Source organism: Spirosoma spitsbergense DSM 19989 (assembly GCF_000374085.1).
Lineage (GTDB): Bacteria > Bacteroidota > Bacteroidia > Cytophagales > Spirosomataceae > Spirosoma > Spirosoma spitsbergense.
This window is the reverse complement of the sequence record NZ_KB893466.1, coordinates 64,184-89,158: the sequence shown is the minus strand read 5'-3', so window position 1 is coordinate 89,158 and position 24,975 is coordinate 64,184. Positions and strand designations below refer to the sequence as shown.

Annotated in this window: 25 protein-coding genes and 2 pseudogenes; 20 read left to right on the top strand and 7 right to left on the bottom strand. The window is 47.7% G+C overall.

The window, feature by feature from the left end:
- The 5 genes and pseudogenes from B157_RS34900 to B157_RS0109780 form a co-directional block, all read right to left on the bottom strand.
- A pseudogene (locus tag B157_RS34900) lies at window positions 1-874 on the bottom strand (Hsp70 family protein); the annotation flags it as partial.
- 654 nt (window positions 875-1,528) lie between these two features.
- Window positions 1,529-3,634, bottom strand: a complete 2,106-nt coding sequence (locus B157_RS0109800) for an outer membrane protein assembly factor BamB family protein (RefSeq protein WP_020603164.1) — start codon at window positions 3,632-3,634, stop codon at window positions 1,529-1,531.
- A gap of 519 nt (window positions 3,635-4,153) precedes the next feature.
- A pseudogene (locus B157_RS39310) lies at window positions 4,154-4,843 on the bottom strand (ISAs1 family transposase); the annotation flags it as partial.
- Window positions 4,844-4,855: 12 nt separating this feature from the next.
- Window positions 4,856-5,110, bottom strand: a complete 255-nt coding sequence (locus B157_RS39305) for a transposase family protein (RefSeq protein ID WP_020603162.1) — start codon at window positions 5,108-5,110, stop codon at window positions 4,856-4,858.
- A gap of 472 nt (window positions 5,111-5,582) precedes the next feature.
- Window positions 5,583-6,062 (bottom strand): helix-turn-helix domain-containing protein, encoded by a 480-nt coding sequence (locus B157_RS0109780; RefSeq protein WP_020603161.1) that lies wholly within the window; start codon window positions 6,060-6,062, stop codon window positions 5,583-5,585.
- A 248-nt stretch (window positions 6,063-6,310) separates the two neighbouring features.
- On the opposite strand from B157_RS0109780, the gene B157_RS0109775 reads away from it, so the two are divergent.
- The 18 genes from B157_RS0109775 (at window position 6,311) to B157_RS0109655 (ending at window position 19,808) form a co-directional block, all read left to right on the top strand.
- Window positions 6,311-6,607 (top strand): hypothetical protein, encoded by a 297-nt coding sequence (locus tag B157_RS0109775; RefSeq protein WP_020603160.1) that lies wholly within the window; start codon window positions 6,311-6,313, stop codon window positions 6,605-6,607.
- A gap of 923 nt (window positions 6,608-7,530) precedes the next feature.
- A complete protein-coding gene (locus B157_RS0109765; RefSeq protein ID WP_020603158.1) occupies window positions 7,531-8,343 on the top strand; it encodes a hypothetical protein in 813 nt (270 codons plus the stop codon).
- 516 nt (window positions 8,344-8,859) lie between these two features.
- Window positions 8,860-9,201 (top strand): hypothetical protein, encoded by a 342-nt coding sequence (locus B157_RS0109750; protein WP_020603155.1) that lies wholly within the window; start codon window positions 8,860-8,862, stop codon window positions 9,199-9,201.
- Window positions 9,202-9,213: 12 nt separating this feature from the next.
- On the top strand, window positions 9,214-9,468 hold the full coding sequence (locus B157_RS0109745; RefSeq protein ID WP_020603154.1) for a hypothetical protein: 255 nt from the start codon (window positions 9,214-9,216) through the stop codon (window positions 9,466-9,468).
- Window positions 9,469-9,876: a single-stranded DNA-binding protein gene (locus B157_RS36760; protein WP_020603153.1), complete on the top strand. Its 408-nt coding sequence runs from the start codon at window positions 9,469-9,471 to the stop codon at window positions 9,874-9,876.
- 323 nt (window positions 9,877-10,199) lie between these two features.
- Window positions 10,200-10,490, top strand: coding sequence for a hypothetical protein (locus B157_RS0109730; protein WP_020603152.1), 291 nt, complete (start codon window positions 10,200-10,202; stop codon window positions 10,488-10,490).
- A gap of 144 nt (window positions 10,491-10,634) precedes the next feature.
- Window positions 10,635-11,522 carry a DUF4747 family protein gene (locus tag B157_RS0109725; protein WP_020603151.1) on the top strand — a complete coding sequence of 296 codons (888 nt, stop codon included), beginning with the start codon at window positions 10,635-10,637 and terminating at the stop codon, window positions 11,520-11,522.
- On the top strand, window positions 11,515-12,129 hold the full coding sequence (locus B157_RS0109720) for a hypothetical protein (protein WP_020603150.1): 615 nt from the start codon (window positions 11,515-11,517) through the stop codon (window positions 12,127-12,129). Before B157_RS0109725 ends, B157_RS0109720 begins: the two co-directional genes overlap by 8 nt.
- A gap of 90 nt (window positions 12,130-12,219) precedes the next feature.
- The gene (locus tag B157_RS0109715; protein ID WP_020603149.1) at window positions 12,220-12,594 is read left to right on the top strand and encodes a hypothetical protein; all 375 of its coding nucleotides are present in this window, start codon (window positions 12,220-12,222) and stop codon (window positions 12,592-12,594) included.
- Complete coding sequence (locus tag B157_RS0109710; protein WP_169521707.1) at window positions 12,533-12,910, top strand: hypothetical protein; 378 nt, start codon at window positions 12,533-12,535, stop codon at window positions 12,908-12,910. The genes B157_RS0109715 and B157_RS0109710 overlap by 62 nt, the downstream gene beginning before the upstream one ends.
- A 71-nt stretch (window positions 12,911-12,981) precedes the next feature.
- Window positions 12,982-13,185: a hypothetical protein gene (locus tag B157_RS0109705; RefSeq protein WP_020603147.1), complete on the top strand. Its 204-nt coding sequence runs from the start codon at window positions 12,982-12,984 to the stop codon at window positions 13,183-13,185.
- Window positions 13,186-13,477: 292 nt separating this feature from the next.
- The gene (locus B157_RS0109695) at window positions 13,478-14,749 is read left to right on the top strand and encodes a hypothetical protein (protein WP_020603145.1); all 1,272 of its coding nucleotides are present in this window, start codon (window positions 13,478-13,480) and stop codon (window positions 14,747-14,749) included.
- Window positions 14,749-15,717, top strand: a complete 969-nt coding sequence (locus B157_RS0109690; RefSeq protein ID WP_020603144.1) for a DUF6712 family protein — start codon at window positions 14,749-14,751, stop codon at window positions 15,715-15,717. Before B157_RS0109695 ends, B157_RS0109690 begins: the two co-directional genes overlap by 1 nt.
- A gap of 21 nt (window positions 15,718-15,738) precedes the next feature.
- Window positions 15,739-16,503: a hypothetical protein gene (locus B157_RS0109685; RefSeq protein ID WP_020603143.1), complete on the top strand. Its 765-nt coding sequence runs from the start codon at window positions 15,739-15,741 to the stop codon at window positions 16,501-16,503.
- Window positions 16,504-16,511: 8 nt separating this feature from the next.
- Complete coding sequence (locus B157_RS0109680) at window positions 16,512-17,102, top strand: hypothetical protein (protein ID WP_020603142.1); 591 nt, start codon at window positions 16,512-16,514, stop codon at window positions 17,100-17,102.
- A gap of 189 nt (window positions 17,103-17,291) precedes the next feature.
- Window positions 17,292-18,149: a hypothetical protein gene (locus tag B157_RS0109670; RefSeq protein ID WP_020603140.1), complete on the top strand. Its 858-nt coding sequence runs from the start codon at window positions 17,292-17,294 to the stop codon at window positions 18,147-18,149.
- Complete coding sequence (locus B157_RS0109665; RefSeq protein ID WP_020603139.1) at window positions 18,149-18,619, top strand: hypothetical protein; 471 nt, start codon at window positions 18,149-18,151, stop codon at window positions 18,617-18,619. Before B157_RS0109670 ends, B157_RS0109665 begins: the two co-directional genes overlap by 1 nt.
- A 172-nt stretch (window positions 18,620-18,791) precedes the next feature.
- Window positions 18,792-19,808 (top strand): hypothetical protein, encoded by a 1,017-nt coding sequence (locus B157_RS0109655; protein ID WP_020603137.1) that lies wholly within the window; start codon window positions 18,792-18,794, stop codon window positions 19,806-19,808.
- A 59-nt stretch (window positions 19,809-19,867) separates the two neighbouring features.
- On the opposite strand, the gene B157_RS0109650 is transcribed toward B157_RS0109655, so the two are convergent.
- Window positions 19,868-20,374 carry a DUF4760 domain-containing protein gene (locus B157_RS0109650; RefSeq protein WP_020603136.1) on the bottom strand — a complete coding sequence of 169 codons (507 nt, stop codon included), beginning with the start codon at window positions 20,372-20,374 and terminating at the stop codon, window positions 19,868-19,870.
- A gap of 91 nt (window positions 20,375-20,465) precedes the next feature.
- Between B157_RS0109650 and B157_RS0109645 the strand changes: the two genes are divergently transcribed.
- Both B157_RS0109645 and B157_RS0109640 read left to right on the top strand, forming a co-directional pair.
- The gene (locus tag B157_RS0109645) at window positions 20,466-22,562 is read left to right on the top strand and encodes a DUF5977 domain-containing protein (protein ID WP_169521705.1); all 2,097 of its coding nucleotides are present in this window, start codon (window positions 20,466-20,468) and stop codon (window positions 22,560-22,562) included.
- Window positions 22,562-23,983, top strand: coding sequence for a hypothetical protein (locus tag B157_RS0109640; protein WP_157618359.1), 1,422 nt, complete (start codon window positions 22,562-22,564; stop codon window positions 23,981-23,983). Before B157_RS0109645 ends, B157_RS0109640 begins: the two co-directional genes overlap by 1 nt.
- A 41-nt stretch (window positions 23,984-24,024) precedes the next feature.
- On the opposite strand, the gene B157_RS0109635 is transcribed toward B157_RS0109640, so the two are convergent.
- A complete protein-coding gene (locus tag B157_RS0109635; protein WP_169521703.1) occupies window positions 24,025-24,876 on the bottom strand; it encodes an RES domain-containing protein in 852 nt (283 codons plus the stop codon).
- Window positions 24,877-24,975: the final 99 nt, after the last annotated feature.

The following is a 24,975-nucleotide window of genomic DNA, read 5'->3' as shown; positions in this document are numbered from 1 at the left end:
CACGGGACGCGTGCGCCGTGCGGAGGTTCGCCAATGCGCCTTCGATAGCGGTCTTGTTGCCTTCCGACAGTTTATCGCCATACTCCTTCAGTTGCTTTTCCGTCTGGAAAATCATCGAGTCGGCTGCGTTGACTTTCTCGATGGCTTCGCGCTCGGCTTTATCAGCGGCTTCGTTGGCTTTCGCTTCTTCGCGCATCCGNCTGATCTCGGCATCGGTCAATCCGCTCGATGCTTCAATCCGGATTTTCTGCTCTTTACCCGTGCCTTTATCTTTGGCCGTTACGTGCAGAATACCATTGGCATCTACGTCGAACGTTACTTCGATTTGGGGAACCCCACGCGGTGCCGGTGGAATATCGGACAGGATAAACCGGCCTAACTGACGGTTTTGAGCCGCCATAGGCCGCTCGCCCTGCAATACATTGATCTCCACACTGGGCTGGTTGTCCGATGCGGTCGAGTAGGTTTCTACTTTCTTGCTCGGGATCGTCGTGTTGGCATCCACCATCTTGGTGAATACGCCACCCATCGTTTCGATACCCAGCGACAGCGGGATAACGTCGAGCAACAGGACGTCTTTTACCTCACCCGTCAACACACCACCCTGAATGGCAGCCCCAATGGCTACGGCTTCGTCGGGGTTAACGGCTTTGGACGGCTTGCGACCAAACAGCTTCTCTACTTCTTCCTGTACTTTCGGGATCCGGGTCGAACCACCCACCAGAATGACTTCGTCGATCTGGCTGGCCGACAGACCGGAGTTTTTCAACGCCTTGCGGCAAGGCTCCAGGCTCCGCTGAATCAGCGAATCGGCCAGTTGCTCAAATTTCGCCCGGCTTAATGTCCGCACCAGGTGTTTGGGAATACCATTCACCAGAACAGATTTACGGTGTGCTACAACGGATGGCCACACAAAAGGTGCTACATCACGAAACTATCTACCGCTACATCTATCGTCATGAGGCCATAGCTGACAGGCAAACTTTTGATGATGAGTCACTTACTCAGTATCCTCGTATTCGTCACCGCAAGCATTATAAGAAACGGGGTAAACTCCTCAAACGTCAACTCATGGCTCCGGCCACCCGGTCCAAATCGGGTCAGCATTGATCTACGTCCACCTATCGTTGAGACGAACACCGAACTGGGTCACTGGGAAGCTGATACGGTCATTGGCAAAGGTCATGATGGGGCTCTCTTAACATTGGGCGAACGACGTACAAAGTACGTGCTGATCGTCAAATTGGGATCCAAACAGACGCGTGCTCTGGTTAGTGCAGCGACCAAAGCGCTGTGCCGAAGTACCCTTCCGGTCAAGACCGCACGGGTGGCCCCGTTGGCACAGCGTCGGCTGCCCGGTGGGAATTGCGGGCAGCGCTGCGGTCAAATCGGTTGGGTACAGGACAGAGAAATTTGAGATGAGCACGGCACAGTCGCAGTGGCGCCCCCCCCCCCCTGCCAAAAAGTACCGGACCGATTCCTGTCTCTCATCAAACGTTAGACAACCTCTGAACGACCAAGGAACTGTTTACGGTAATGCAAACGCCACGTACCGATCCCCCGACTTTGTTTTGAGTTTGCCACCCCCGCAGGCAATCACCACGTATTGCTTGCCATTAACAGCGTAGGTACTCGGCGAAGCATACCCGGCAGCAGGCAGTTTGTCCCGCCAGCGTTCACGTCCCGTTTTGCGGTCGAAAGCCCGAATCAGTTCGTCGCGCGAGGAGGCAATGAAGAGCAACCCGCCCGCCGTGACGGCCGGCGCACCATAGTTGTCGGTGCCCGTCGGGGGCAGGCCCTTTGCCACCAGTTCGGGGTACTCCCCCAGCGGGACTTGCCAACGGTGTTCGCCCGTATTCAGGTCGATCGCCGTCAGCGTGCCCCAGGGTGGGCGGCTAACGGGGTACCCGGCCCGGTCGTACCAGCGGGTAAACCCGGTGTGGTGGTAGGGTGCGGTGTTCAGGCCCGCCTGGCTGGCGACGGACGTTGTTTTGCCAAACAAAAAATCCACGATGGCCTTCCGCTCGGCTGCCTTCAGGTGGGTGAAGGCAGGCATCATACCCTGACCTTTGGCCAGCACCTGGGCCACCGACGTCTCGTTGCGTTTTTGGGAAATGCCCATGAGGGCCGGATAGGTCCCGTCGTGGCTACCTTCGCGGTTTTGGCCGTGGCAGGCGGCACAGTGGGTTTGGTAGAGTTGGCTACCGGTGCGGTCAACGGGCAGGGCTGAGGCCGAACCGGCGGGGGTCGGAACCAGCGCCATGGTGACCGGAATTTGCTTGGAGGGAACGTACATAATGCCCGCTTCGTCCACCGCTGCCCCGCCCCACTGTGCGCCACCGTCGGTGCCGGGGAAAAACACGGTCCGGTTGGGGCTCAGGGGAAGGGGAATGAACTGCTTACCCGATTGCCAGCGCCTGAGCTGGGCCAGCACCGTGTCGCGGTCGGTGACAAAGTCGTTGATATCGCTTTCCGAAAACGATTGCCGGGTAAAAGGGGCGGGTTTGAGGGGAACTGGCTGGGTGGGCCAGGCTTTTTCCCCCGGAACACTGGAAGCGGGCATAGGTCGTTCCTCAATCGGAAACAGGGGCTGACCCGTGACCCGGTCGAAGACAAACAGGAAACCCTGTTTGGATAAAACCGAAACGGCATCCACTTTTTTGCCGGCATGCACGACGGTGAATAAATTGGGGGGAGCCGGAATATCGCGGTCCCAGATGTCGTGGTGGATCGTCTGAAAATGCCAGCGTCGCTTGCCCGTGGCCGCGTCAAGGGCTATAAGGCTGTTGCCAAACAGGTTCTGGCCGGGCCGGGTACTGCCGTATAAATCGAATGCTGCCGTTCCCGTGGGTACGTATACGATACCGCGCTGCCGGTCGATGGCCATGCCCATCCAGTTGTTGGCTCCGCCGAAGTTAAGGTGGCCGTCTTTGGGCCAGGTGTCGGCCCCGTACTCGCCGGGGTGTGGAATGGTGTGGAAGGTCCAGACGATCCGCCCCGTGCGCAGGTCATAGGCGCGCACGTCGCCGGGCAGGGCCGGGGCGATCTCCGACACCCGGTGGCCCATGATGAGCAGATTTTTATACACCACGCCCGGCGTGTTGCTCACCACGTACTCGTCGGCTCCGGGGCGGGCAAGGCCCTCCTTTAAGTTGATTTTTCCGCCTTTGCCAAAACTGGCCACCGGTTTTCCCGTTCGGGCGTCGAGGGCGTAGAGCAGCGAGCCATAGGCGAAGAAAATCCGGGGCTGTCGCCCATCGGTCCAGTAGGTAACACCCCGGCTATTCATGGCGAAGGTATCGTCAGTGAAGGCCGTTTTCCAAAGCTCCTTGCCCGTGGCCGCGTCGAGGGCAAAGGCCTGCGAACCCGCCGAAACGCCGTACAGCACGCCGTCGATGATGAGCGGGTTGCACTGAATCTGGGTGTTGTTTTTGAGCGTATCGACTCCGCCAGACGCATATTCCCAGGCGACCTGTAAGCCCGCTACATTGCCCGGATTTAGCTGCGTAAGGGGCGAAAAATGGTTGCGGTCTGGCCCGCCATTGTATTCAGGCCAGTCGGTAGTGACGGGTTTTTCGGTCAGGCTGAGCAGGCCAACGGTCAGGAGTAAGGCAGGGTAGGTGAACCGTTTCATAAGGAGGTTTTTAGGAACGTACAAATGAACACAAAATGGGCGAAAGTTTCGGTAACCTCTCGGCGTATGTGGCTCAGGGACACCAAAAGAAATTCTGTCGGCGTTACCTGTTAATGACCTGCACTACCTTCCGTTTTCCCGGCGGGCCGGGGTGTTGTCCACGGTAAACCCCACTTGTTTTAAGGCTCGCCGTACACTGCACTGTATCGAGGCCAAAATCCAGGAAGCTCAGGTCTGACCTGGGCCGGCAGGCAAACGTGCCGTAGTGGGCCGCTTCATTGTAAAAAGAAAAAAGGTCGCAATCCGCTCATGAAGCTACCTGGTGCGACCAGGGCAATCGCTTTAAATTAAACTCGTAGTATAGACTTGAGATGGGCATTATCCCAGCCCGCTTTCATGCGATTGGTCTTGATGCCTTTTTTTACCGTCTCATCAGCCCGCAAAAGATTTAAGGCAATTTTACGAACTGCCGATAAATTCTGGTCACTGTAACCTGTACGAACCCGTGAATGATCCTCGTTAAAACCGGTCCGCCGGCGCGGTCACATCAAGGGACCAGTGTAAGCATACTTCGATGCCCCAATGGCTCCGAATAGCTTGTGCAAGCTTTTTGCTATCTGACTCTTTATCAATAACTTGAATACTACTTATGTAATACCGCGTTTCACGCGTCGCCTTTTGACTCAGTTTTTGGAAGACCTCTGATTGGACACGAATAAGCGTTTGTAGCCCCGACCAGGCCTCGACATTTTCTACCCACTTGAGGTCGGTCAAAACCGAATAGGTCCGCTTTTCTACCCGCCCATGACCCGCACTCAACTCGGTGTAGGTATGGGTGGGCGTTTCGCGCTCAAAGCTGTCCTGAACCTGTTGATGGAGCGTGCCCTGATTGGCTTTTAGGGCCAGCACATAGTCCGCTTCAGCCTCCACAATGAGTTTAGCAATGTTGATTTGACACCCCATTGCATCAATGGTGACGATACATCCTTTCAGGACTAATACCCTGACTAGTTGGGGAATAGCCGTTATTTCGTTTGACTTATCGTCCACTTTAACCTGCCCTAAGACCAGGCGGTTTTGATTAGCCCACGCACTGACCATGTGAATAGTGGCCTTTATATTATGTTTATCATAGCCCCCCCGTAGTTGCTTGCCATCGATACTGACAATCTCGCCCGGACTCAAGGTACATACTCCTAACGTCCAGGCTAAGAAGCATTCCTAAAACTGGACGGGATCTATTTGGGCAAAAATATCGCCGAACGTATCGTGGGATGGGATGCCATTGGGTAGCTTTAAGAAGGTTTGGAGAAAGTCAATCTTGGTCTTGGCATATTCCTCAATCGTCGTCCATTCATCACAACCAGCGATTACTCCACATAGTACGAGCATAATAACGCCTTGAAAGTCATGCAGTTGTTTTCGTTTAATACGCGGATCAGGCAGGGCTTCGAAATACTTCTGGGGAGATTCCATGAGCAACGATATGGGTAGAACAGAAATCTACCAAAATTACCCAAAGTCCAACACCTATTTTAAAGCGATTGCCCTGGTTTACGTACCTTGATCTTTTGTTAACAGAATCGGCTAACGCCAGAAAATTCTGGGGCCGACTAAAGAAACAAAACGAGTAGTGATTTTTCTGCTGCTCCAAAGAGTAAAACTGAACAGGGCCGCCTGAGCGGTCTTCGCCTAAAGGCGAGGGATTTACCCCCAGATTGATACATTAAAGAAAGTCGTGTATCAAAATTACGATACACTATAGGAGACCACAAAACGTAAGTATTTGACCGACAGACATAAACACAAAAAAGGCCAGCACTTTATGTGTTGGCCTTCAGCAGAGAGCGAGGGTTTGGAACACTCTGCCGTAACTATTTGAAAACCACCGGACTGCTCTAATTGAGCAGTGGCCTGCCACCGAAAGTACTACCGCAACACAAAAAATTTAGGCCGTTAAGGGCATAAATCTTTTTTGAGCCATGAGTGGTAAAACCTTTCCGGTAAAGGTGGCAGGCTTAAGAAAATTTGAGGCCGGAGTGGCTGGCCGACTTATAAGGGCATCCACAGTCCTTTGTAAACCCTCTATTTGTTTGTCCTTACTTTCCAGTTGTTTGGCCAGCCTGGCAAAGTTTTCCTCCAACGTATGGAGGTGCTCCACCAGGTAGGCATCTCCACCGGATCCTGGAGCGGCAGGCGTAACGCTGGCTTTTAAAAACTCTCCATCTCCAGTCATTAACCAGCCTGGATTTACGTCTGGAAAAGTCTCCAGGATGGACTCCAACAATTCCCAACCGGGTTTACTAGATCCTTTTAGTATCATACTAATGGCCGTATAACTTTTGTTTACGGCTTTTGAGAATGCGGTTACGCTCATTCGCTCCTTTTCCATTACCTGGTTAATCCTAGAGCTAATAGTGTTAGTCATACGGATGATTTTTTGCTTTTATGTGAAATAGACGCTTAAAAATACTCAAAGTCACCTTTTTTATAAACAACTGATTTACAATATGTTGTATTAAATTTTAAAGCATTCTATAAAATTATTAGTGTTTACTTTAAAATCTAATAGGTTTACTTCATAATATTGCAACACAATGCAACGGTGAACGGACAAATATTGTAACAATCACCGGAATTTAGCACGTTTTTTTACTTAAACGGTCATTTTTTTATATGAGTACTACCACTATCCAAGAGCATTACGATGCTCTTAAGCATAAAGATCTGGATAGCTGGCTGGCCATGCACGGACAACTGGCTATTAAATACCACATGAAAAGCGATTGTTTAACCTATTTCAAACGGTCGATCCTAGAGAAAGAGTCAAAGCAAGGGGAGAGCGTAGATATTTCCGTTTTGCCGTACTGGATAGTAAAGCAGTTTGTAGACTTCTTTGGATTCACTTGGGAGAATATAAGCACTAACACCATTCCGCTCTTATCGGAGACAAACGAGCCAGTAACTGCTTAAGCGTTGCCGGTTTAAATCAGTCCTTTATTTCACTTTACCACCCTCCTACCTTTCGGGCCGAATGACAAACCAAAACATGAGCAGGGAGCAAATAGTGGCTCTCACGACGGAGCAATTAGATGTTGCTTATGAAACATCAAAAATTTACCTGGACGTACTCCTTAAACGGGTGGAGTCTGACAACTGCAAAAAAGCAACGCTCCAGGAGGCCATCATAAACGCACGGCTCCAGTATGTGATACTCCGAGCTCGGAAATTTCCAAAGCACTTTAACCATATCAATACAGCCGCTTAAGCGGAAACGATAAGGAGAGCCCAACTCTCAAAATAAAAGGGCTAGGTGGTACGCTCTACTGGAGAGTAGCGAACTGGCAAGAGGCCAGCGTTTAAGTGGTTCGACTCCCTACCACCTGCAAAGGGAAAGTTTTCCCCTACTAACGGAAAAGACTATTAGGGTAAGGAATTGGTGGCCTGGCATAGATTCAGGCCACCAATCTAAAAACGTATAGTCCTAACCGTTCGGATTACAATACCGGCCAGGTGCACACGGCCAACTCTTTTACGAAACCGCAAAAAAAACAGCCTCAAAGGCTGGCCGGTAGAGGTATGCCATTTTGGCACCTTTTTAAGCCCAATTCGCAGTTAAACACAGAGTTAACTATTTGGTTAACAGATAGATAACTTTTAGAGTAACTAGAAAACATTTAGAATAACCCCTTTTTTCAAAAGGTCTATTTTCATAACCGAATAACTGGAGGCTAATGGCCACGAAAAAGCCCAAAACACGCCCAAAAATGAGCGCAAAACTCAAAAAATGGCTCCTGGAGCCAGATTAAGCCACCAGAGCAATTATCTTTTTTTGGCTCTCCTAAACCTTAAAGGGCTCAAATCAAATAGAAACACACTCTAATAGCACTAAAACCGTGAACACAGAAACAACACAGCGCCGGAAATTTGTAGGAGACCGGCATAACTCCACTTTTCGCTGGGAGCTTTATTTGACGAACGAAAAGGCTTACGTTTTTGATGGCTATTCTATGAATGTAGGACAGGCCGAAAAGCACGACAAACAAGCGCTTTTCCAGGATTGTGTGGCCAGGATCTGCAACAGTGGATACCTAGACAAAACCTACCAAATGCTTTGGTACAAACGCGGTGGAGCGCTCCAGCATAAAGGCCAAGACAGGATTTTACTGGAGATGTACCCTACTTATTTTGTGGTACATGATGAGCTCCAGCTAGATGTGGCCAGCGTTAACTTTTTACAACGGATTTACGACGCGAAACTATCCGGCCATCCATTTGAGCCACTCAAATTACTACCACCGAGAGAGAGCAAAAGAGATTTTGAGGCCATAGATTTCACCTTTTCGCTCCAGCGCTTTCCTACGGAGGATATACTGGTAGAGCACTGCAAACAGCTCGTAAATAAATACCCTTACAAACGAGTAGAGGCCTGGTGGAGAGCCTGCAAAGTAAACTATTCAGACGCTCCAGCCATCCAGCGGCCACCAGTAGCTTACCGGCCAGCGCCACCCACCGGCCAACAGCAGGCCAGCCAGTTCCACCAGCCTGCCGTTAACCACCAGCGGCCAGATAACCACCGAGAGGCAGGCCGAAATACGCCGAACATGGCACCAGCGGCCACTCCATTGGATCCGGACAACCAGCAAACGGCAAACAACGCAAAGCAGGCCATTAACAACCTTAGCAGCCTTTACACCAGAGCCAAATAAGGAGATGCAACGGATTACGATTTACACGTATAAGGCCGGAATGGCCTCCCTGTTAGAATTAATCCACACACCAAGCGAATACAGCACACAGGCCGCTCTAAATACCTTAAGCCTGGAGGAAATTACGCTGGTGGAGTGGAGAGGCCGGATAACTCCTAACCAAATGCTTACCTGGCACCATCGAAATTACGCTAAACAATACCCTGTAAAAATGCCACTCTCTCTGGCCGTGGCATTCTGGAAAGTACTCCGGACAATAGAGTTAAACCCCCATTTACAAGCATTCTCGGACTCATTAGATAAGAGCCTGGTAGATAACGGATTTTCACCCAAATTTTTAAACTATTCAACTCATGTTTAAACTCTTAATTCTCACTCCTGGAGCTGCTCTTTGTGGCCTAATTCTAGGACTCGCCACCGTCATAATTATAGTGGGCATTTTAGCGCTGGCTTGCGTGGCTCTCCTGCCTGGTGACAGTTTTAAACCAAAAAAGTAACCCTCAAAACCTTACCACTATGCAACTAAATAAGCCACCACTTACTGGCTCCGCAAAAGAGCGGGTTATCGTAAACACCCACCTCCAGGAGCTGGCTCTTTTGCTCCTGGCCAGCCTGCCAATTAAAGACCCAATCCAGAAAGCAGCGGATAAAAGCCGGGGCCGGATCCTGGCCGACCTTGCACCACCGGAGCGGGGGCTTTACCTGGCCAGCCGTAACGTATTGCTGGAGTTTGGCAGGCAGTTGGCAGGATGCCAAAACCTGGAGATGCTGGCCAAAACGCTCCAGATAGTACAGGGAATTACCACCGGCAGCGTGGTAGAGTACGCAGAGGTAAAAGACCAAATTATTAACCAGTAAACACCTAAAGAGATGGGAAAAACAACCGTACCAAGTACCAGAGAACTCCAGGCCATTAAGCAGGATCTGGCACCCACCGGCAACCTAACCAGGTGCATAGAGGCCGGATTTTTAAAGGGAGCAATCAACGGCCAACAAGCCAACGCTTTAAAGGATATGCTGGCCAATATGGTTGACTACTGCCAGGAACAACAAAGCGTAATTTTTAAGCTCCAGGGGCAAATTTTTGCCAGTCAACAAAGCGTAATTTTTCAACCAACCAAATAAATGAAACTTCACCAGTTACAAGTTATTGGCCGAATTGGCCAGGATGCCAGAATTATAGACCACCAGGGCCGCAAATTTGTAGCCTTTTCCCTGGCCGTGGATGAGAGTTATAAAGACGGAAATGGCACCAAAGTAGAACGGGTAATTTGGTACGACTGCAACACCGAGCAGGAGCGGTTTTTTAAAGTAGTTTCCTGGCTCACCAAAGGCCGGGAGGTACTGGTGGAGGGCAAACCATCCGTTCGGGTTTATGAGAAAGATGGCAGGCACCACGGAGCCATCCGGATTCAAGTACAAAACATCTCCCTGGGATATTCGCCCAACGATGAGCGGCCAGCGGCCACGGCTCCAGTGGCCGCTGCTCCAGCCACGGCAGGAGATGAGGAAAATAACGATTTACCTTTTTAACCATTCAGCCTGGCCAGCTCTTACTCTAGGGCTGGCCATCCTTTTGCTCTATGATCAACACCACCCAATTAACAGCCGAACAAATACAGGATTACCAGGAGGTACAAGATAGTTTACTGATTCCTTACCGGCCAGCGGCCAGCCAGGCCAGTAAATGCACTTGTAGCAAATGCCGAAAATGGCCAGCGGATGAGCCAGGAGGCCAATACGGGCCGGAAGTAGTCCCAACGATGGCCGGGAAGATTTCCACCAAACTATGGAGAGCTTAAAACACGGCCTGGCCTTACTTTCTCATTACACTTGTACTAAGACACAAAACCACCATGCCAAAGGGATACAATAAAGATGGATCGAAGAAAGTAAGGCCAGCTGGTTCCGGTCGTAAAGCGGTGCCATCAAAGGCCATCTCCCCACAGATAACTCTGGAGGCCGCTGCCATACTGGCTACAGTGAAGAATCAAAACAGATTCATCTCGCAGGCCATCCTAGAAAAAGCTCAAAATGATGCCATAAAGAAAATAACAATGAAAAAAGAGGCCGAAAAACTCACACCTGGCCAGATTGACCTGATAGAAATGCTTCAAGAGATCAAAGCAGAACGTAAACAACCGTAGTACATGCTTGAAAAATTTGAATTTAAACCTACTTTTGTCCAAAGTGTTACCTTGCAATACTTTTACAATATCGCCAACACGAAGTTTACAACTTGAAAGGCGACACATCCCTCATATATATCAAAATCAGTACCTTACTAGATTATGGCTCTCCTAAGAAGAACAAAAGATGGACCTAAGAAACCCAAGCAAATACCGTTTACCTATCTGCTTTTAAACATCAAAATAATTTCTGATAGAAGAAGAGGTGAAACAGCTTACAGAGAAATTTTCCAGGATTTGTTTAATAACACTATCACAGAGCATGTTGGCAGAGGGAAAAGAGCATTTATAAGAACAATGTTTCCAGAAAAGATTGATGGAAAAGAGTTCTATTACGGCAAGATAACTCGTTTTACTGACTTGGAAAATAACGCTTGGGTTAACGTAATTACGAGAGAGGACATTACAATGAACTTAGAAAGTGGTTTATTTCCCAACAAGCAAGAAACAGAGTATGTTTTTATTCCACAAGCTCACCGTTTTGCCCTAAAACTATCCTCAGATTTTACTATAAAGAATGCTTACGATTTCTTCATAAAAGCAATACCCAAAGTCCTTAGTAGTGATGAAGATTTTTCTGTCATAGTTCAGCAATCACAAGACGTATTTGAAGAGATATTTAATGCAGATAAAGTAGAGAAACTCCACATTAGTGTGTCATACACCAATGCAGACGATATTGGCGACGAAGCAGGTAACTGGCTGGACGATGAATTGAAGGATTCTAATGTAAGTGAGGCTAGTTTAGATTTTCAGGCAGAGAAGAATGAATCAATAAATATGAATACAAAGCTGATCAGAGGCAGCTTAAAACTTGCTGTTGAAAATGGTCAAGTTAGGGCTAAGATCAAAAATGCTCAAGGAAAAACTAAAACCATAGTTACAAAGGAGCATCCTGAAAGAAATAAGGCAATGGCAACATCTGAAGATAACCTAAAAAATGTTATATTTATGGAGGTAACACAACGATATAACAACAACGATGAATGATAACGATCAAATCAAAAAAGACCATCCATTCAGCTACAAGGGCATTATGCATGCATATGATGCTAAAGAGATTGGAGAGTCTATACCTTTTTGGGTAAGCATTGCGCTTGCTGTCACTACATTAGTCATAACTTGGCTCTCCTCTAAATCTTTTTATGAAATTTTAATATTCTGGACCGAACAGATAATGGCCGTTTTTCCAAATTTACTAGGATTCAACTTAGGAGGATATGCACTTATTGTAGGCTTTGGTAATGGAAGTCTACTTAAAGCTATGACCAGAAAAAATGCAGGAAAAAAATCTACCATTTTTCAAAAACTCAGTGGGGTCTTTGCATTCTCTATACTTTTACAATTAGCCGCTTTTATTGCAGCTTTCTTGATCACTTTTCTAAACAAGTTTGAGTTCAAATCAAATTCTCAAATCACGGTGGATTCTGTTAATGCTCTACTTGTTTTCATTCTGTCTTTTTTAGGCTTTTGGGGTTTGCTCATTATTCCTAACTTGGTTTCCAATGTGTTTACTTTTGGTCAGATGCATCACTCTCTATTAACTATAGAGCGAATCAAATCAGAACGAAGGAACAGAGAACGAGACAATACCTAGTAAGTACGACTATCGAGTTTTGAGCCCTCCATTCAGGAGGGCTTTTTTTATGTCCTTTTGGCTGGCCAGGCCGGTGGCCACCTTTGAGCCATGAAACAGTTTTTAAGTACTATCTGGGAATTTATAAAGGGCAATTCCAGCCGCTTTATTTGGGAGCTGGTGGCCGTGGCCATCGGTATTGGTGCCACCTGGCTCATTAGTCGATTTACCGGCCAGGGAGAGCTCCAGGCCTGCCAGGATGAAAGAGCCACGCTACTCCGAACAAATGCCACGGCTCAATCCTTTGCCGACTCGGTGAGATGGAGCGCCGTACTATCCGAAAGAAACATAACTATAAAACACCTACAAAATGAGCTTTTATTTTTCCGTGAAAAAAACGCGCTGGATTCTGCCGCTGCTCTTAATGAGCTTGAAACTATGCGGACAATCAACGAACGATACAAAAAACAGGTGCTCCACCGATAGCCTGGCCGTGGCCGTGGATTACATCCATAACGCCAAAAACATCCACCAGGATCTTATAAAACTGGACTGGGCTATTAAGAGAGAGGTGGTTTACAAAGCGCAAATCTCGGAACAGGAGGCCATAAACCAGCGGCAGGCTGGAGAGCTCCAGGCGTACAAGCTCACCACCACAAAACTCTCCGGAGAGCTCACCACCACAAAGCAGTTACTCGGTGAGCAAACCCTAAAAACGAAGCAGGCCAGGCTGGAGGTTTGGGCCATGAGGATGGCCGTAGCGCTCTACATAGCGGGTAAAATAAAAGGCTTATTACCCTAACAAAACAGTCCTTTCCAGTGGTGGCTCCAGGGCGCAACTTTGAGCCACCAACTTAAAAACAACCAGAGCCGATGGCCTTAAAACTTATCAAATTTATTACTGACTCGGACGGGCCTAGCCGAACCGTGGACATCAATCCGGAGTACGTGGCCACGGTGGAGCAGGATATGGCGAAGCCTGACCAGGTGAGCCATATTACCCTGGCCTCCGGCCATTATTACCGAGTCCTGGAGCCTGCCGTTTCGGCCAGCAAACGCTTAACTTATGGCCTCTAATACAATCACCAGGAGGGCCATGTTTGCCGAAATCCACCAGGATACCAGAGGCAGCGGCCAGGTGCATACGTTCGGCCTTAAGTACGTAAAAAAGGATAGCACGGTGGGCCAAAAGGCCAGAGTACGCAAATGCAGCAAAAACTTACCTGGAGAGCGTGGCTACCGGGGGAACATCAATTTAAACCACGTTTTACTCCTGGAGAACCTAGAGAACAATAACAAACCCTTTGAGATCTGTATAGACCTCATTACACACTATAACGGCCTACGAGTGGTACATACTTTTTAATTTATGGAGTCAATTAGTGAGAATGCTTTTTTAATACCGAGTGAGAAAAACGGGGCGGTGCTCCAGCTAGTAAATGGCCGGGATCAGGTTTTTGGCTCCAGTCTGCTCCTGACTCACCAAAACGGTTTAGATCATATTCCGTGGGGGCCGGAGGATAACCAGCCAAACAAAATGGCCAGGCTGGTAGAACAAAACAACCAGGTGAGGCCGCTCCTGGAGGCCACCAGGGATATGATTTTTGGCACTGGAGTAGGCTTTTTCAACCAGGTACATGAGGGAAAAACCACCCACCTGGAGCCGTACATGGATGAGCGTTTAAAAGATTGGTTGTACCAGACGGAGCTCCAGAATTATGCCATAGCAGCCATTAACGAGCGGGTAACAAATGCCAACCACTTTACGCGCTTTGAGTTTACACCGGATGGCCTGCCGCTGCTTTCCATCTCGGATGGATTCACCACGCGAATTGGCAGGCCGGTGGCCAACAAAGTCCAGCATTACCTACAAAATTCCTCCTTTGGTGAGGGGTGGGGAAAGACTGGCCAGAGTGAGAAAATACAGGCCTTTAACCGAGCGGATCCAAAGCGGAACGTGGTGAGTATTTTCCACAGCCGGGAGCACATCTCTGGCAATCCATTTTATGCTTTTCCCTCCTGGTGGTGCTCCAGGGACTGGATAGAGGTGGCCAACCTAATACCCTTATTCCACAAATCCGGCCTCAAAAACGGGTACAACATTAAGTACCTTATCAAGATGCCAAAGGATTATTTTGACCAGGAGGGCGGCAGGGATCTGGAGCCGGAGGCCATCCGTAAAAAATGGGCATCCTTTGGGGAAAACCTCAAAACATGGCTCTCCGGAGTGGAGAACGTTAATAAATCCCTCCTGGTGCGCTACCTACGGGCCGACGATGGCAAAGCGCTGGAAAGTATCGATGTGGTGCCAATGAAAAACGAAAACTCCGACGATGCCTATGCAAAGGTTTGGGAGATGGCTAACATCTCCATTACCAACGCGGTGGGGATCCTGCCGGTTTTGGGTGGCGTAACACCTGGCAGCAAATCCGGAGACTCTGGCAGCCAGGTACGGACGGTGGCCGACTACCAGCAACATTTTAGAACGCCGGTACAAAGGCAGATTTTACTGGAGCCTATCCAGATGGCGCTCCGAGTGATGGGCTATAAGGATCTAATACCGGCCTTTAAGGAGGTACAACTTACCACCCTGGACAAAAATCCAACCGGAAAACAGGCAGTAGTAAACCACGGAGCATAATGCTAAACAGAGAGATTTTAAAGCAACACCTGGGAGGCATCCAGGCAAAACTGGACTTTGCCACGGTGGAGCCATTTGCCAACTTTTCCGAGCGCTGGTTTGTCGACCAGGTAGGCCAGGAGCTAATGGCCTACCTGGCCGGTTTAGGCAATCCAGTGGCAGGCTCTCCGGAGGCCGATTTACTTTATCTGGCTAATTCGTGCATGAGTTGGCGCTGTTATGAGATGGCTTTTCCACACCTAAAACTCCGAGCCAGTGATTTAGGGATTCAAAAGCTAAACACCCAAAACACGGTGGCCGTGGCTAAGTGGGAGTATGTGGATAGCCGTGAGGCTAACCTGGCCATGCTGGATTTAGCACAGGAAAACTTTTGGATGGCAGTGGAACAGATCCGGCCACCGGCCTGGCTGGATTCAGCAGCCTATAAAAAGCGCCAAAAGCTCTGGATTCGTTCGGCCTCCGAGCTGGCCGAACATTTACCCACACTAGGGCGCAAAAGCCGACTATTTGAGCAGCTCATTACTTACGTTCGGAGAGCCGAACAAACCTATATTAAGCCAGTCCTAACGGAGCCGGTTTATACGGATCTAAAAGCAAAGTGGGCAAATTCGGCCTATACGTTCACCGAGCCAGAGCAGGCTCTACTGGATGCCATCCGGCCAGCGCTGGCTCACATGGCGCTATTTGAGGCTTATCCTTATCTCCCTTTAACGCTGGATGTTTCCGGCATTACCGAGCGCCGTAGTAAAAACGGTACTATGGAGGAAGTGGCTCCGAGTGAGACCAACAAAGGCACCCAAAAGCGGCAACTCTACCAGGATGGCCAGTTTTATCTTTCCGAGCTCCAGGACTACCTAAAAGCCACGGCCACCACCGAGCTCTGGCCAGGCTATCACCAGGCCAGCCTACCAAAAACCGGCCAGAGCACCACCGACGATTTTACAAATTCCTCTTTAATAATTCTCTAACAATCAAAAACAGTAAAACCAGTGAACGACGAAAACAGCACAGTGGACACGCCACTAGATCCTTACGAGGCAGCGGCCTACAAACTCCAGTTAGCCAGGGAGGAACTCCAGCGGCAGGAGGATGAGCTTATTTTTAAGAAACAGCAGGCCGACGAAGCAGAGCGGCAGGCGAAGCTGGATAATTACCAGGGGCTCCGAGAGGATGCCGCTGGATTCCGAGCCACGGCAGCAAAGGAGACCGACGAAACCAGTAAGAAAATGTACATCCAGTGGGCGCTGGATGCCGACCGGCAGGCCGTACAATTAGGCCGGGAGTTAGGCCTGGCCATCGATGAACCGACAGAGCCAACCGAGGCCGAAAAATCCACCCTGGAGAAAGTCCACGGCCTGCTCAAACACCGTTTGGGTGCCATTGTCCAGATTTCCCTCCTGGTGGTGGCCATCATTTGGGCAAGCTCCAATTTTACCAGCGTAGGAGATGAGATAAACACGCTCAATAAAGCGCTGCCAGTTGAGCAGCAAATGAACGCTTACGACATTACCAGCAATCAAAAATTCTTTTTTGAGAAGTACGTGGAGTTTTGGGATCTGCCGGTGGGGCTCTTTAAACTACTTATCCTGGTGCCATTTGTAGGGCTCTATTTGCTGCCTTTCATTCGGTCAAGAAAGGATTTTTTTACAGAGTTTTTTGAGGATTTAACCCCATTCCAGAGATGCCTAATAACATTCGGTTTTGTTGCTTTATTTATTTTGCATTCTGCTTTGTCGCACGGAGTCAAACCGTAAATCAGCCGGTGGCCACCCAAAAGGTGGCCACCCTTAAGCCAATCCAGGGGCCGGATAAAAACGCCACCTATCCAGCCAAACCATTTACCCTGGATGAGACTATTTTGCGGCAGGCCATCCTGGATTCTGCCGCTGTTTTTGTGGGAATGACGGAGATAAACAATAATAATGATGCTCCGTGGATTACCAAAATTAACCGTTATAACGGCCTGCCAATCCGTTCGGCCTATTGTGCCTCTGGCTATTATTACGCTCACCGAGTGAATGGCGTAAAACTGCCGGTTAGAGCGCTCGGAGCCGTGGCCAGCTACTTTTCCACCACCGGAAAAATTATCTACCGAAAAAACCAGCGGGGAAACCAGCGGCTCGGAGTAATGCCGCGCCGGATGGATGCCGTTAGTATTTACACCAGCCACATAGAGGGCTTAGTTTCCGATGTCTGGGATCCTGACGACGAATTTGTAACACTGATAGGGTTTAACACATCCGGAGGCCGTGGCACAAAATATGGCTGTTATATCAACAGGCGCAAAAAGTCAGAGATCAAATTTATTGCCAACTGGCTAACGCCATACCTGGCCACCCTTAAGCCTCCTTAAGTTATTATGAGCCTGCCGGAAACCCATAAACAACTACCATAAACTCACCAAAATGTACAAACTAACGAAACAAAAAACGGCCAGATTTACCCTTTGTGCCATGTTGATCCTATCCATTTTAGGGCTGGCTGGCTACAAATTTGGGTGCGTACTCATGGCCTTACTCTTTACCGAATAACCACAAACCAAATGCAACCAATCCAACTAGATGGCCAGGCCTATGAGCTGCCGGAGCGCTGGAGTGAGCTAGATCCGGAGCGGATTCCGCAACTGCTCCAGCTTGTTTACTTTGCTCCAGCCACGCCGGAGAGTTTCCACGAAAAAATCCGTTTAGTGCTAGGGCTCCGGAAAAAAGCCTGGCTCAAACTTATGCAAAAGCATTTTGGGCCAACCGTGGGCAAACGAGCCAAAGAGGCTAACGCCTTGGTATTGCACACCCTAAAGAGCCAACTCCGGTGGATGGAAACGGAGCCAATCCAGGAGCAGCCATTTGCCAGCCTGGAGCTGGACTTTGGCCACACCTGGCTCCTGCCGGAAACCGGATTTTTAACCATGAGTTACGGAGAGCTAACAGATGCTTACGTTTACTTTTTGGTTTGGATCCGGCAGCTAGTCAAAGGAGATGAGTACCTGGATTTGTTAGTGGCCGCTATTTGTCGACCAGCCAGGGCTGGAGATTACCAGAGCGCTCCGGATTGGAACGGAGACCACCGAGAGCTTTACAACGAGTTTACGGCCAAAGAGAGAGCCAAACTCCTGGCCACCCTGGAGCCAGGCCACAAAATGGCCGTACTCCTGTTTTTTGCGGGAAACATGGAGCACGTACTGGCCAGGTATGAGCTCGGTGGTGGTGAGGCCGGAGAGCCGGAGCAATACCCTGGCCAGAGCTGGATTAAAAACAGCCACCTCCTGGCAACAAAGGGAATTTTTGGCAACCTGGAGCAGACCAAAGCGGCCAATTTGCACGATGTTTTAATTTTCCTGGAGGAAAACAGAAAGGATATACTGGCCGAAATAGAACACCGTAAACAACAAGACGCGAGCTAATGACCTGTACAAATTTATTTTGGGACTTCTTTAAACCGCTGGCTCAATCGGTGCCAGGCGTTAACACGGTGAGCCAATCCGGAGGGGATAAAATGGACAGACTTATAGCGAACTCCAGGAGTGAGGATCTTTATCCTGCCGTTTTTTTATTACGGCCTAAGTACAGCACGGAGGATAATGGCGCTGGCTTAAGTATGGCCTGGTTTGATGCCACGTTTTACGTTGTTTGCGCCGGAAACATGAGCGACGAACTAGACGAAGATAGAGCGTTTGATGAGGCCGAACAGATGGCCACCGGCATAGCGGCCACCATTCGGAGCCAGGAGGATAATTATACCGTTTTGATTGACCCGCTGGCAAAGACCTTTATGGAGCCAGTTTCTATGGTTACTTTAGAGGCCTCTTACGGCTACGAGGTACGGTTTAGAATTGGCCTAATGATAAACGCTGAAATGTATGAAACTCTTTAAAATGATTCGCTTTTGGTTAGTCTGGATGCTAGTCGCTCCCTTCGTATTGCTTTACCTGGCTGGAGCCACTGTATTTTCAGGGCAATGGCTCCTTATCGGAACGAAGTTTAACTTAATCAAAATGAGCCTACAGCAAAATTTTGCAAATGGAAGTAATTAAAAATTTATAAAAATGATTGACATAATAATAGTTCAGATATTCCTAGGGTTTTTACTTTTCTTTATCATAAACTGGATTGGAAAGCATTCTTATTCTATTGGTTATATGTCTATCTCAATGTTTGTCGAGAAAGATACAGCTCCAGCTCTAAACTTCATCATTCGAGTTTTATCACCAGTAGTGTATTTACTACTGGTTGCATCAATTATATACTTTTTTAATCTTGACAAGTACACCAAGAATTTTTACATGGTGAGCATATACTACGTGATTATCAGATTAGCAATAAACTTAATAAACGGTAGAGGTCTCTTGCTCAATTGGTACAGGCAGTTTTTATACTGGGCGGGAATAATTTTAACATCATACTACGGATATGAAAAAATAATTATTACAAAAAAAAATCTAATACCCGACTTTACCACTTTAGCAAACGAGCTATGGATTATTATATTCATCTTTTTATATCAAGTATTTGAGAGAATTGAGTTCTCCCAAGAAGGTACTATAAGTAGAAAAAGAAATTACATACAGACTCAGTATTTAAAACTGAGCAAAGAATACAATCCCATAATTGTAACCTTAAAAAACGAAAAACTAATAATTATGGCCTATTCAATTTTAATATACGAAAATTTCAACAGGCCATATTTTATTAGAAAGCTGGAGAATTTATCTTTTTCCCTCCTGAAAAAACCACATACATTAGGGATAATGCAAGTATATTCTGAAAAAATAATTAATGACCGTGAAAGTGTAATCTTGGGCGTTAAAAGACTTAAAGAATTATACGCAAAGTTAATAATCGACCCCAGACGTGAATTTGGCATCTTAGTAGGTAGTCCTGAAGAAGACGAAGAAACTATCAATAATACATTAGAATATTTTCTAAAGAACGATTTAATAGAGTCTCACAATGGGGGGTCAAGTTACTTTATAGGAATTTCAGAACTAATGAAAACGATTAGCGACATTTTCTATAAGGAAAGCACTGTTAAATTAATCGATGGCTTGGGAAACAATAAATAAACTCTGAAAAAAAATTTATTGTTAAAGTAAAAATGAAAATATTATAACAAACTTCTACTTTATAACTTTCTTCTCTTTTTCTTTAGGCGCTTTTTTTTATATTTTTTTTGTAAATATTCAAAATTTTCCCAAAAATCTACTGTGTAGTTCTCTCGCATTAGGCAAACGAATACCCCTGATTCATCCCAAAATGTATCTGGAAATTGAATAAGGCTAAAAAGTACATTGAATGGTAGCACTTTATTTTTAATTATAAGTCCCATATATTCATAATGGTATCCAATCTCTCTAATCGCATTATATTTTTCATCGCTATAGATATAATAAATATAACTCTTTTCCAATTTATCATTCTCCAACAATGAGACCAAGATATTTCTCTGCTTAATTCCATCTGCAAAGAGTTTTCTTATTTTTGTATTCTCTTCATAAATACCCCTTAAACTGTTCAACAAAACAGTTGCTCTAGATAGTTTAAGTTGCTTAACTGTGATTATCAATGCAACTATAGCTATACAGCCAGTAATAGTTTTAATTATATCTAAGATGTGCGTTGGTAAATCCATTTTCTAAAATCAAGTAACTCAAATATAGAACTATAGTATCCAATTAGGCAATTTAATCCGTCCTTTCCAGTACTCACTCCAGGGCTCAACTTTGACAAAATCAACGATTGAGCCTTTTTTTATGGACTTTAGTACACAGATTGACCCGTTAAATACCGGCCTAGCCTTCCTGCCGGTTATGTTTTCCAGAAACCAGATAGAGTACGTAATTGATTCGGTAGATACCAGCCTGGCCGACCGCTCCGGCCTCCGGTATTACCTGGAGCTCTTAGTTCCGGAGTTTGCTGGCTCCAGCCAATTTAAACGACTGGTAAAGATGCCAGGAGCCGAAAAGCCACCGGCCAGGGGTAATGGCTCGGTGGTTTACGAGGGCTGTTATTTCCAGTTGGATGAGCTCCTGGATGGATTCCTGGAGCACCAAAAGCCGGAGTTTGGTACTACCGAGATGGCCATAATTCCTACGCTTACCATGCCATACATTACCACGGAGACCGTGGAAAATAATAGCCAGCTCCTGCCAGGAGCCACTAGGAGCCAGGCCAGCCGGTGGGTATTAAAAGCGGGGCTCTCGGAGCGGGATTTTGTGGCCTGGGGTAATTCGTTTTTTACCGACTACATGAGCAAAAACCGGCCTTTCCTGACCTGGCACCCGAACGGCAAAACGATAGGGCCAAACCAGCCGGAGTATTTACATTTTTTGCTCAATATGGCCACGGTGCCAGCCACCATTTTACGGCGGGTTAGAGTCCACTATAAGCGGCCAAAATACAACGGTGCCACGGTGGAGGTACTGGAGCGGGGGGCGCTGGCCGGTGGCCAGCCGTTCCAGGTGGTTAGTGTACCAGTCCATCCGGCAGCGCTCCAGTTTAGGCCTGGAGATGTGGACTATTATGAGGTTTGGCTTACCGATGGCAACAGAAACCGGATCAGTGAGGTACGGACGTACAAAATAGATTACACCTACCGGAGCCAGGAGCAATGGATTTTATTTACCAATAGCCTGGGAGGATGGGACACATTACGACTTTTGGGAGAGGGATCCGAAACCCTGAACACCGAACGAACAACGGCAGAGATGGAGCGGCCTGCCGGAGCTCCTGCCGATTTTGCAGAGCTCCGAGTGATTCAGATAAAAGGCTCCAGGGAGCTGGCCATAAGTACGGGATATTTTGAACAGCAGAGCCAGGAGCAGCTCCTTTATTTGAGTGAGTTACTCCTGGCCAAAGAGGTTTACCTGGTGGATAGCCGTGGCCACCAGGCGCTGGAGCTCTTAACCAGCGGCCTGGTAATTAAGGAGGATAATTCCGATTTACAGGCCAGGAGCTTTACTTTTCGAATGGCCACACCACAGTTTAATTATTCCACCATGCCGGTGGCTCCTGCCGTAATGGCCAGGCCTACCAAGTGGCGAGGGGTGGGCGTTGTCCAGATCCTGGACGAATACGGCAAACGAACCGGAAAAGCCAGGCCGCTCAAACTCCAAAAGTATTACGTGGACGATAACACCACCTTTAAACCACTCACCGAAAAGCCAAACCAGCCAGGTAATTCGGATTATGCGGATAGCCTGCCGCTGCCAGGCGTTACTGCCGGATCAACTCCCTACCCTAGCCAGGCGCTCACCAGGCCGACCACTTACAAGCGTACAACGTGCATAAATGGCCAGATAGGCGACACGGCCACCATTATCATACCAGCCGGAAAATACGGCTCCGAGATCAGCCAGGACGAAGCCAGCCAGAGAGCAGAGGCCGAATTTAGGCAACTCAATACGCAGGCTTATGCCGACCAGTTTGGCACTTGTACGGCAGCGCCGGAGCTCTACCAGGTGGCCACCGTGGCAGGCCATTGGCGTTACCGAGTCAACAACCCAAACCTATTTGATATTTATTTAAACGTAGTCGACACGCAAGAGCCAGCCATTGGCAATACCTGGAATTTACAAGGGGAAACCAGGCCATATATCTATCCACGCTTTTCCACGGATCTAAGTTTTCCGGCAAAACCCACATTTGACTATCTTTTAATTATTTACGGCACTCCAGGCACCACGCTAAACGTAAAGGTTTACGTGGATGGCGCTCTGGTTTCAAACCAGAACTATCTGGCCAACCTGGACGGCTACGAACAATTAGCGCTACCAATCCGGCCAGCATCCGGCAACAAACTTTACATCAAACTAACCTAATGAGCTTACAAATTAGAATGGATGGCCAGGTGGTCGACCTTACGCCGGATACATCGGTGGGGCTGGAGCTCATAAACCCTTTCCTGGCTTATGAGGATATTTTGAGCAATAGGGCAACCATTCCAGCGCTGCCTGCCACCAGGCGAAACCGGATAATTTTGGGCTTTCCGGATCTGCTCCAGAGTGAGGCCGTGGGTATGCGTTACAAATGCGAAAAGTATTATAATGGCCAGCGGCTCCAGGCCGGGGTGGCCATACTCACCGAGGCCGCGCAAACCTTTGCGCTGGCCGTTGTTCAGCCACTCGGTGAGCTATTTGGCGACGCGCAAAAGAAAACGCTGCCAGAGCTCTCTTTTGGCACCCTGGCACTACCGGCCACCCTTACGCCAACACTCCAGCAATTTGGCCGGAACGTTCTGGCCTTTCCTACGGTACTAAATGCCGACTTTTACGGCACGAACGGAACGGCCATAAACTACTCCGGCAGAGTCAACAACTACCAGGCCGGAGCTTATACGGCAGCGGGGCCGGTGGTGCCTTTCCCTTTTTTAAAGGAAATCCTTTTGCAAATATCGGAGCTCACCGGAGTAAGCATAACCGGCCAGTTTATGGAGGATCCGGATTTGAGCCAGCTCTTACTCTACAACACCAGGGCGCTGGATGGCCGTACTACGGTGGAGCTCCAGAAACACCTGCCAGAGCTTACCATTCCGGGGCTATTGCTGGAGCTCCGGAAACTCTTTAACCTGGCCATGCGAGTGGATACCAATGAGAGAGCCATAAGGCTGGATTTTATGGATAATTACCACAAAATGGCCACCAGTAAAGACTGGAGCAAAAAAGCGCTCAAAGGGGCTAAAAAGCGGCCAGAGATGGCCAGGCGTTTGCAGTTAGGCAGTGAGCAGGACAGTGGCGACGGATTGACCAAAGACAAGCCACCAATCCTGGCCGACTACCTAACGCCGGAGCTGGCCACCGAAACCACCATAACACCACTAACCAGCCGTTTCTCCACCCTGCTAACGGATCCGGCCACCGGCCTGGCCATAACGAGCCAGGCCGGTATCTCGGAGCAGTTCGGCCAGCTCTCCAGTAAGTTTACGCCACGGCTCTTGTTTTGGAACGGGCTCCAGGCAGCTCCGAACGCGGAACCGCTGCCGGTGGCCACGGCCAAACGGGGGGCGCTCTCCCTTTACTGGACTGGAGCCGATGGCCTGGCCGCTACATTCTGGAAACGAACGGAGGCCAACCGAGTGAGCCGTTTCTACCTGGAGCGGAATCTGGATTTAAACGAGGTTGATCTGGCCACGCTAGACTTTTCCGAAAAGGTGCACATAAACGGCCTGGATTATTGGGTGGCCAGCATCTCCATAAGTCTGCCGATTAAGCAGCCAGCCACGGCTCTCCTAGTGAGGGCTTAGTAATTTAGCAATAAGCTTTAACCACTTAAAAGGATTATTGCTTATTGCCAAATTACTTTTCCATTTTCGAATTGTCTTGAATCACCAGTGCCTATTAAGCTCCACGCACGGCCATTATCAGAAACTTTTTCAACTATACTTTCTTCAACCTCCTTTAAAGTATAATTTTCAATGAAAACTTCTGGCTTTATTGCAATGTTAGAAAGAGTTAAATTCTGTCTAACGCTTGGATATATGATTGCATCAATCTCTCCATCTTGTAACTCCCAAAATATCCTATTTGCATAGTGCGCACTTAGGAAATAATCAAAGTGATTCGTATCATCAACTTCTTTAACGAAGCAACTTGCAATAAAATCTAAAATAACATTTAACTGTAGTTGTAATTCTTCATCTAATTTAGCCATGTGCTCATGTGCTATTGCGTTAGCTCTCAAAGAATCTCCGTTAAAAATTTCTCCATCTTTAGTTAAGACTTTATAAATCGGAGTCACTGTTAAATCATAATTACTGGTCAATTCCCAAGTAGAATAGGTAATTAAGTCCCCCTCAACTGGCCGTAGTTCATAAATGGCCGTCATTGGATCAAAGGTTGCATATAGAATACTTTCACCAGGCGAGTTTAGCCTTCCATAGTTTTTTACGAATCCTTTAGGTGGATACTGTAAATATGAAGTATCTAAAATCCTTTCCTGCTTACCTAAAACCCTTTTATTAATCGTTACTCGTTTAAATCCCTTAATTTTTTCTTTGTAAGTAAGACTTGTAAGAAAATTAGATATTTTCCCAAAGTAATAGACTAAACCGGATATGTCATTTTCTCGAATAGAACCTTTAAGCAAAAAGCGCCTTAGAGGCACCAGCTGTTGTTCTAATATTTGATACGGTCGCATTTTCATTATATTGTATATATAATTACTAGTGAAAATTTCCACATTAATAGGTTAAAAAATTTTTAACATTAAACAAATCAGAATCACTTTTAATTATTA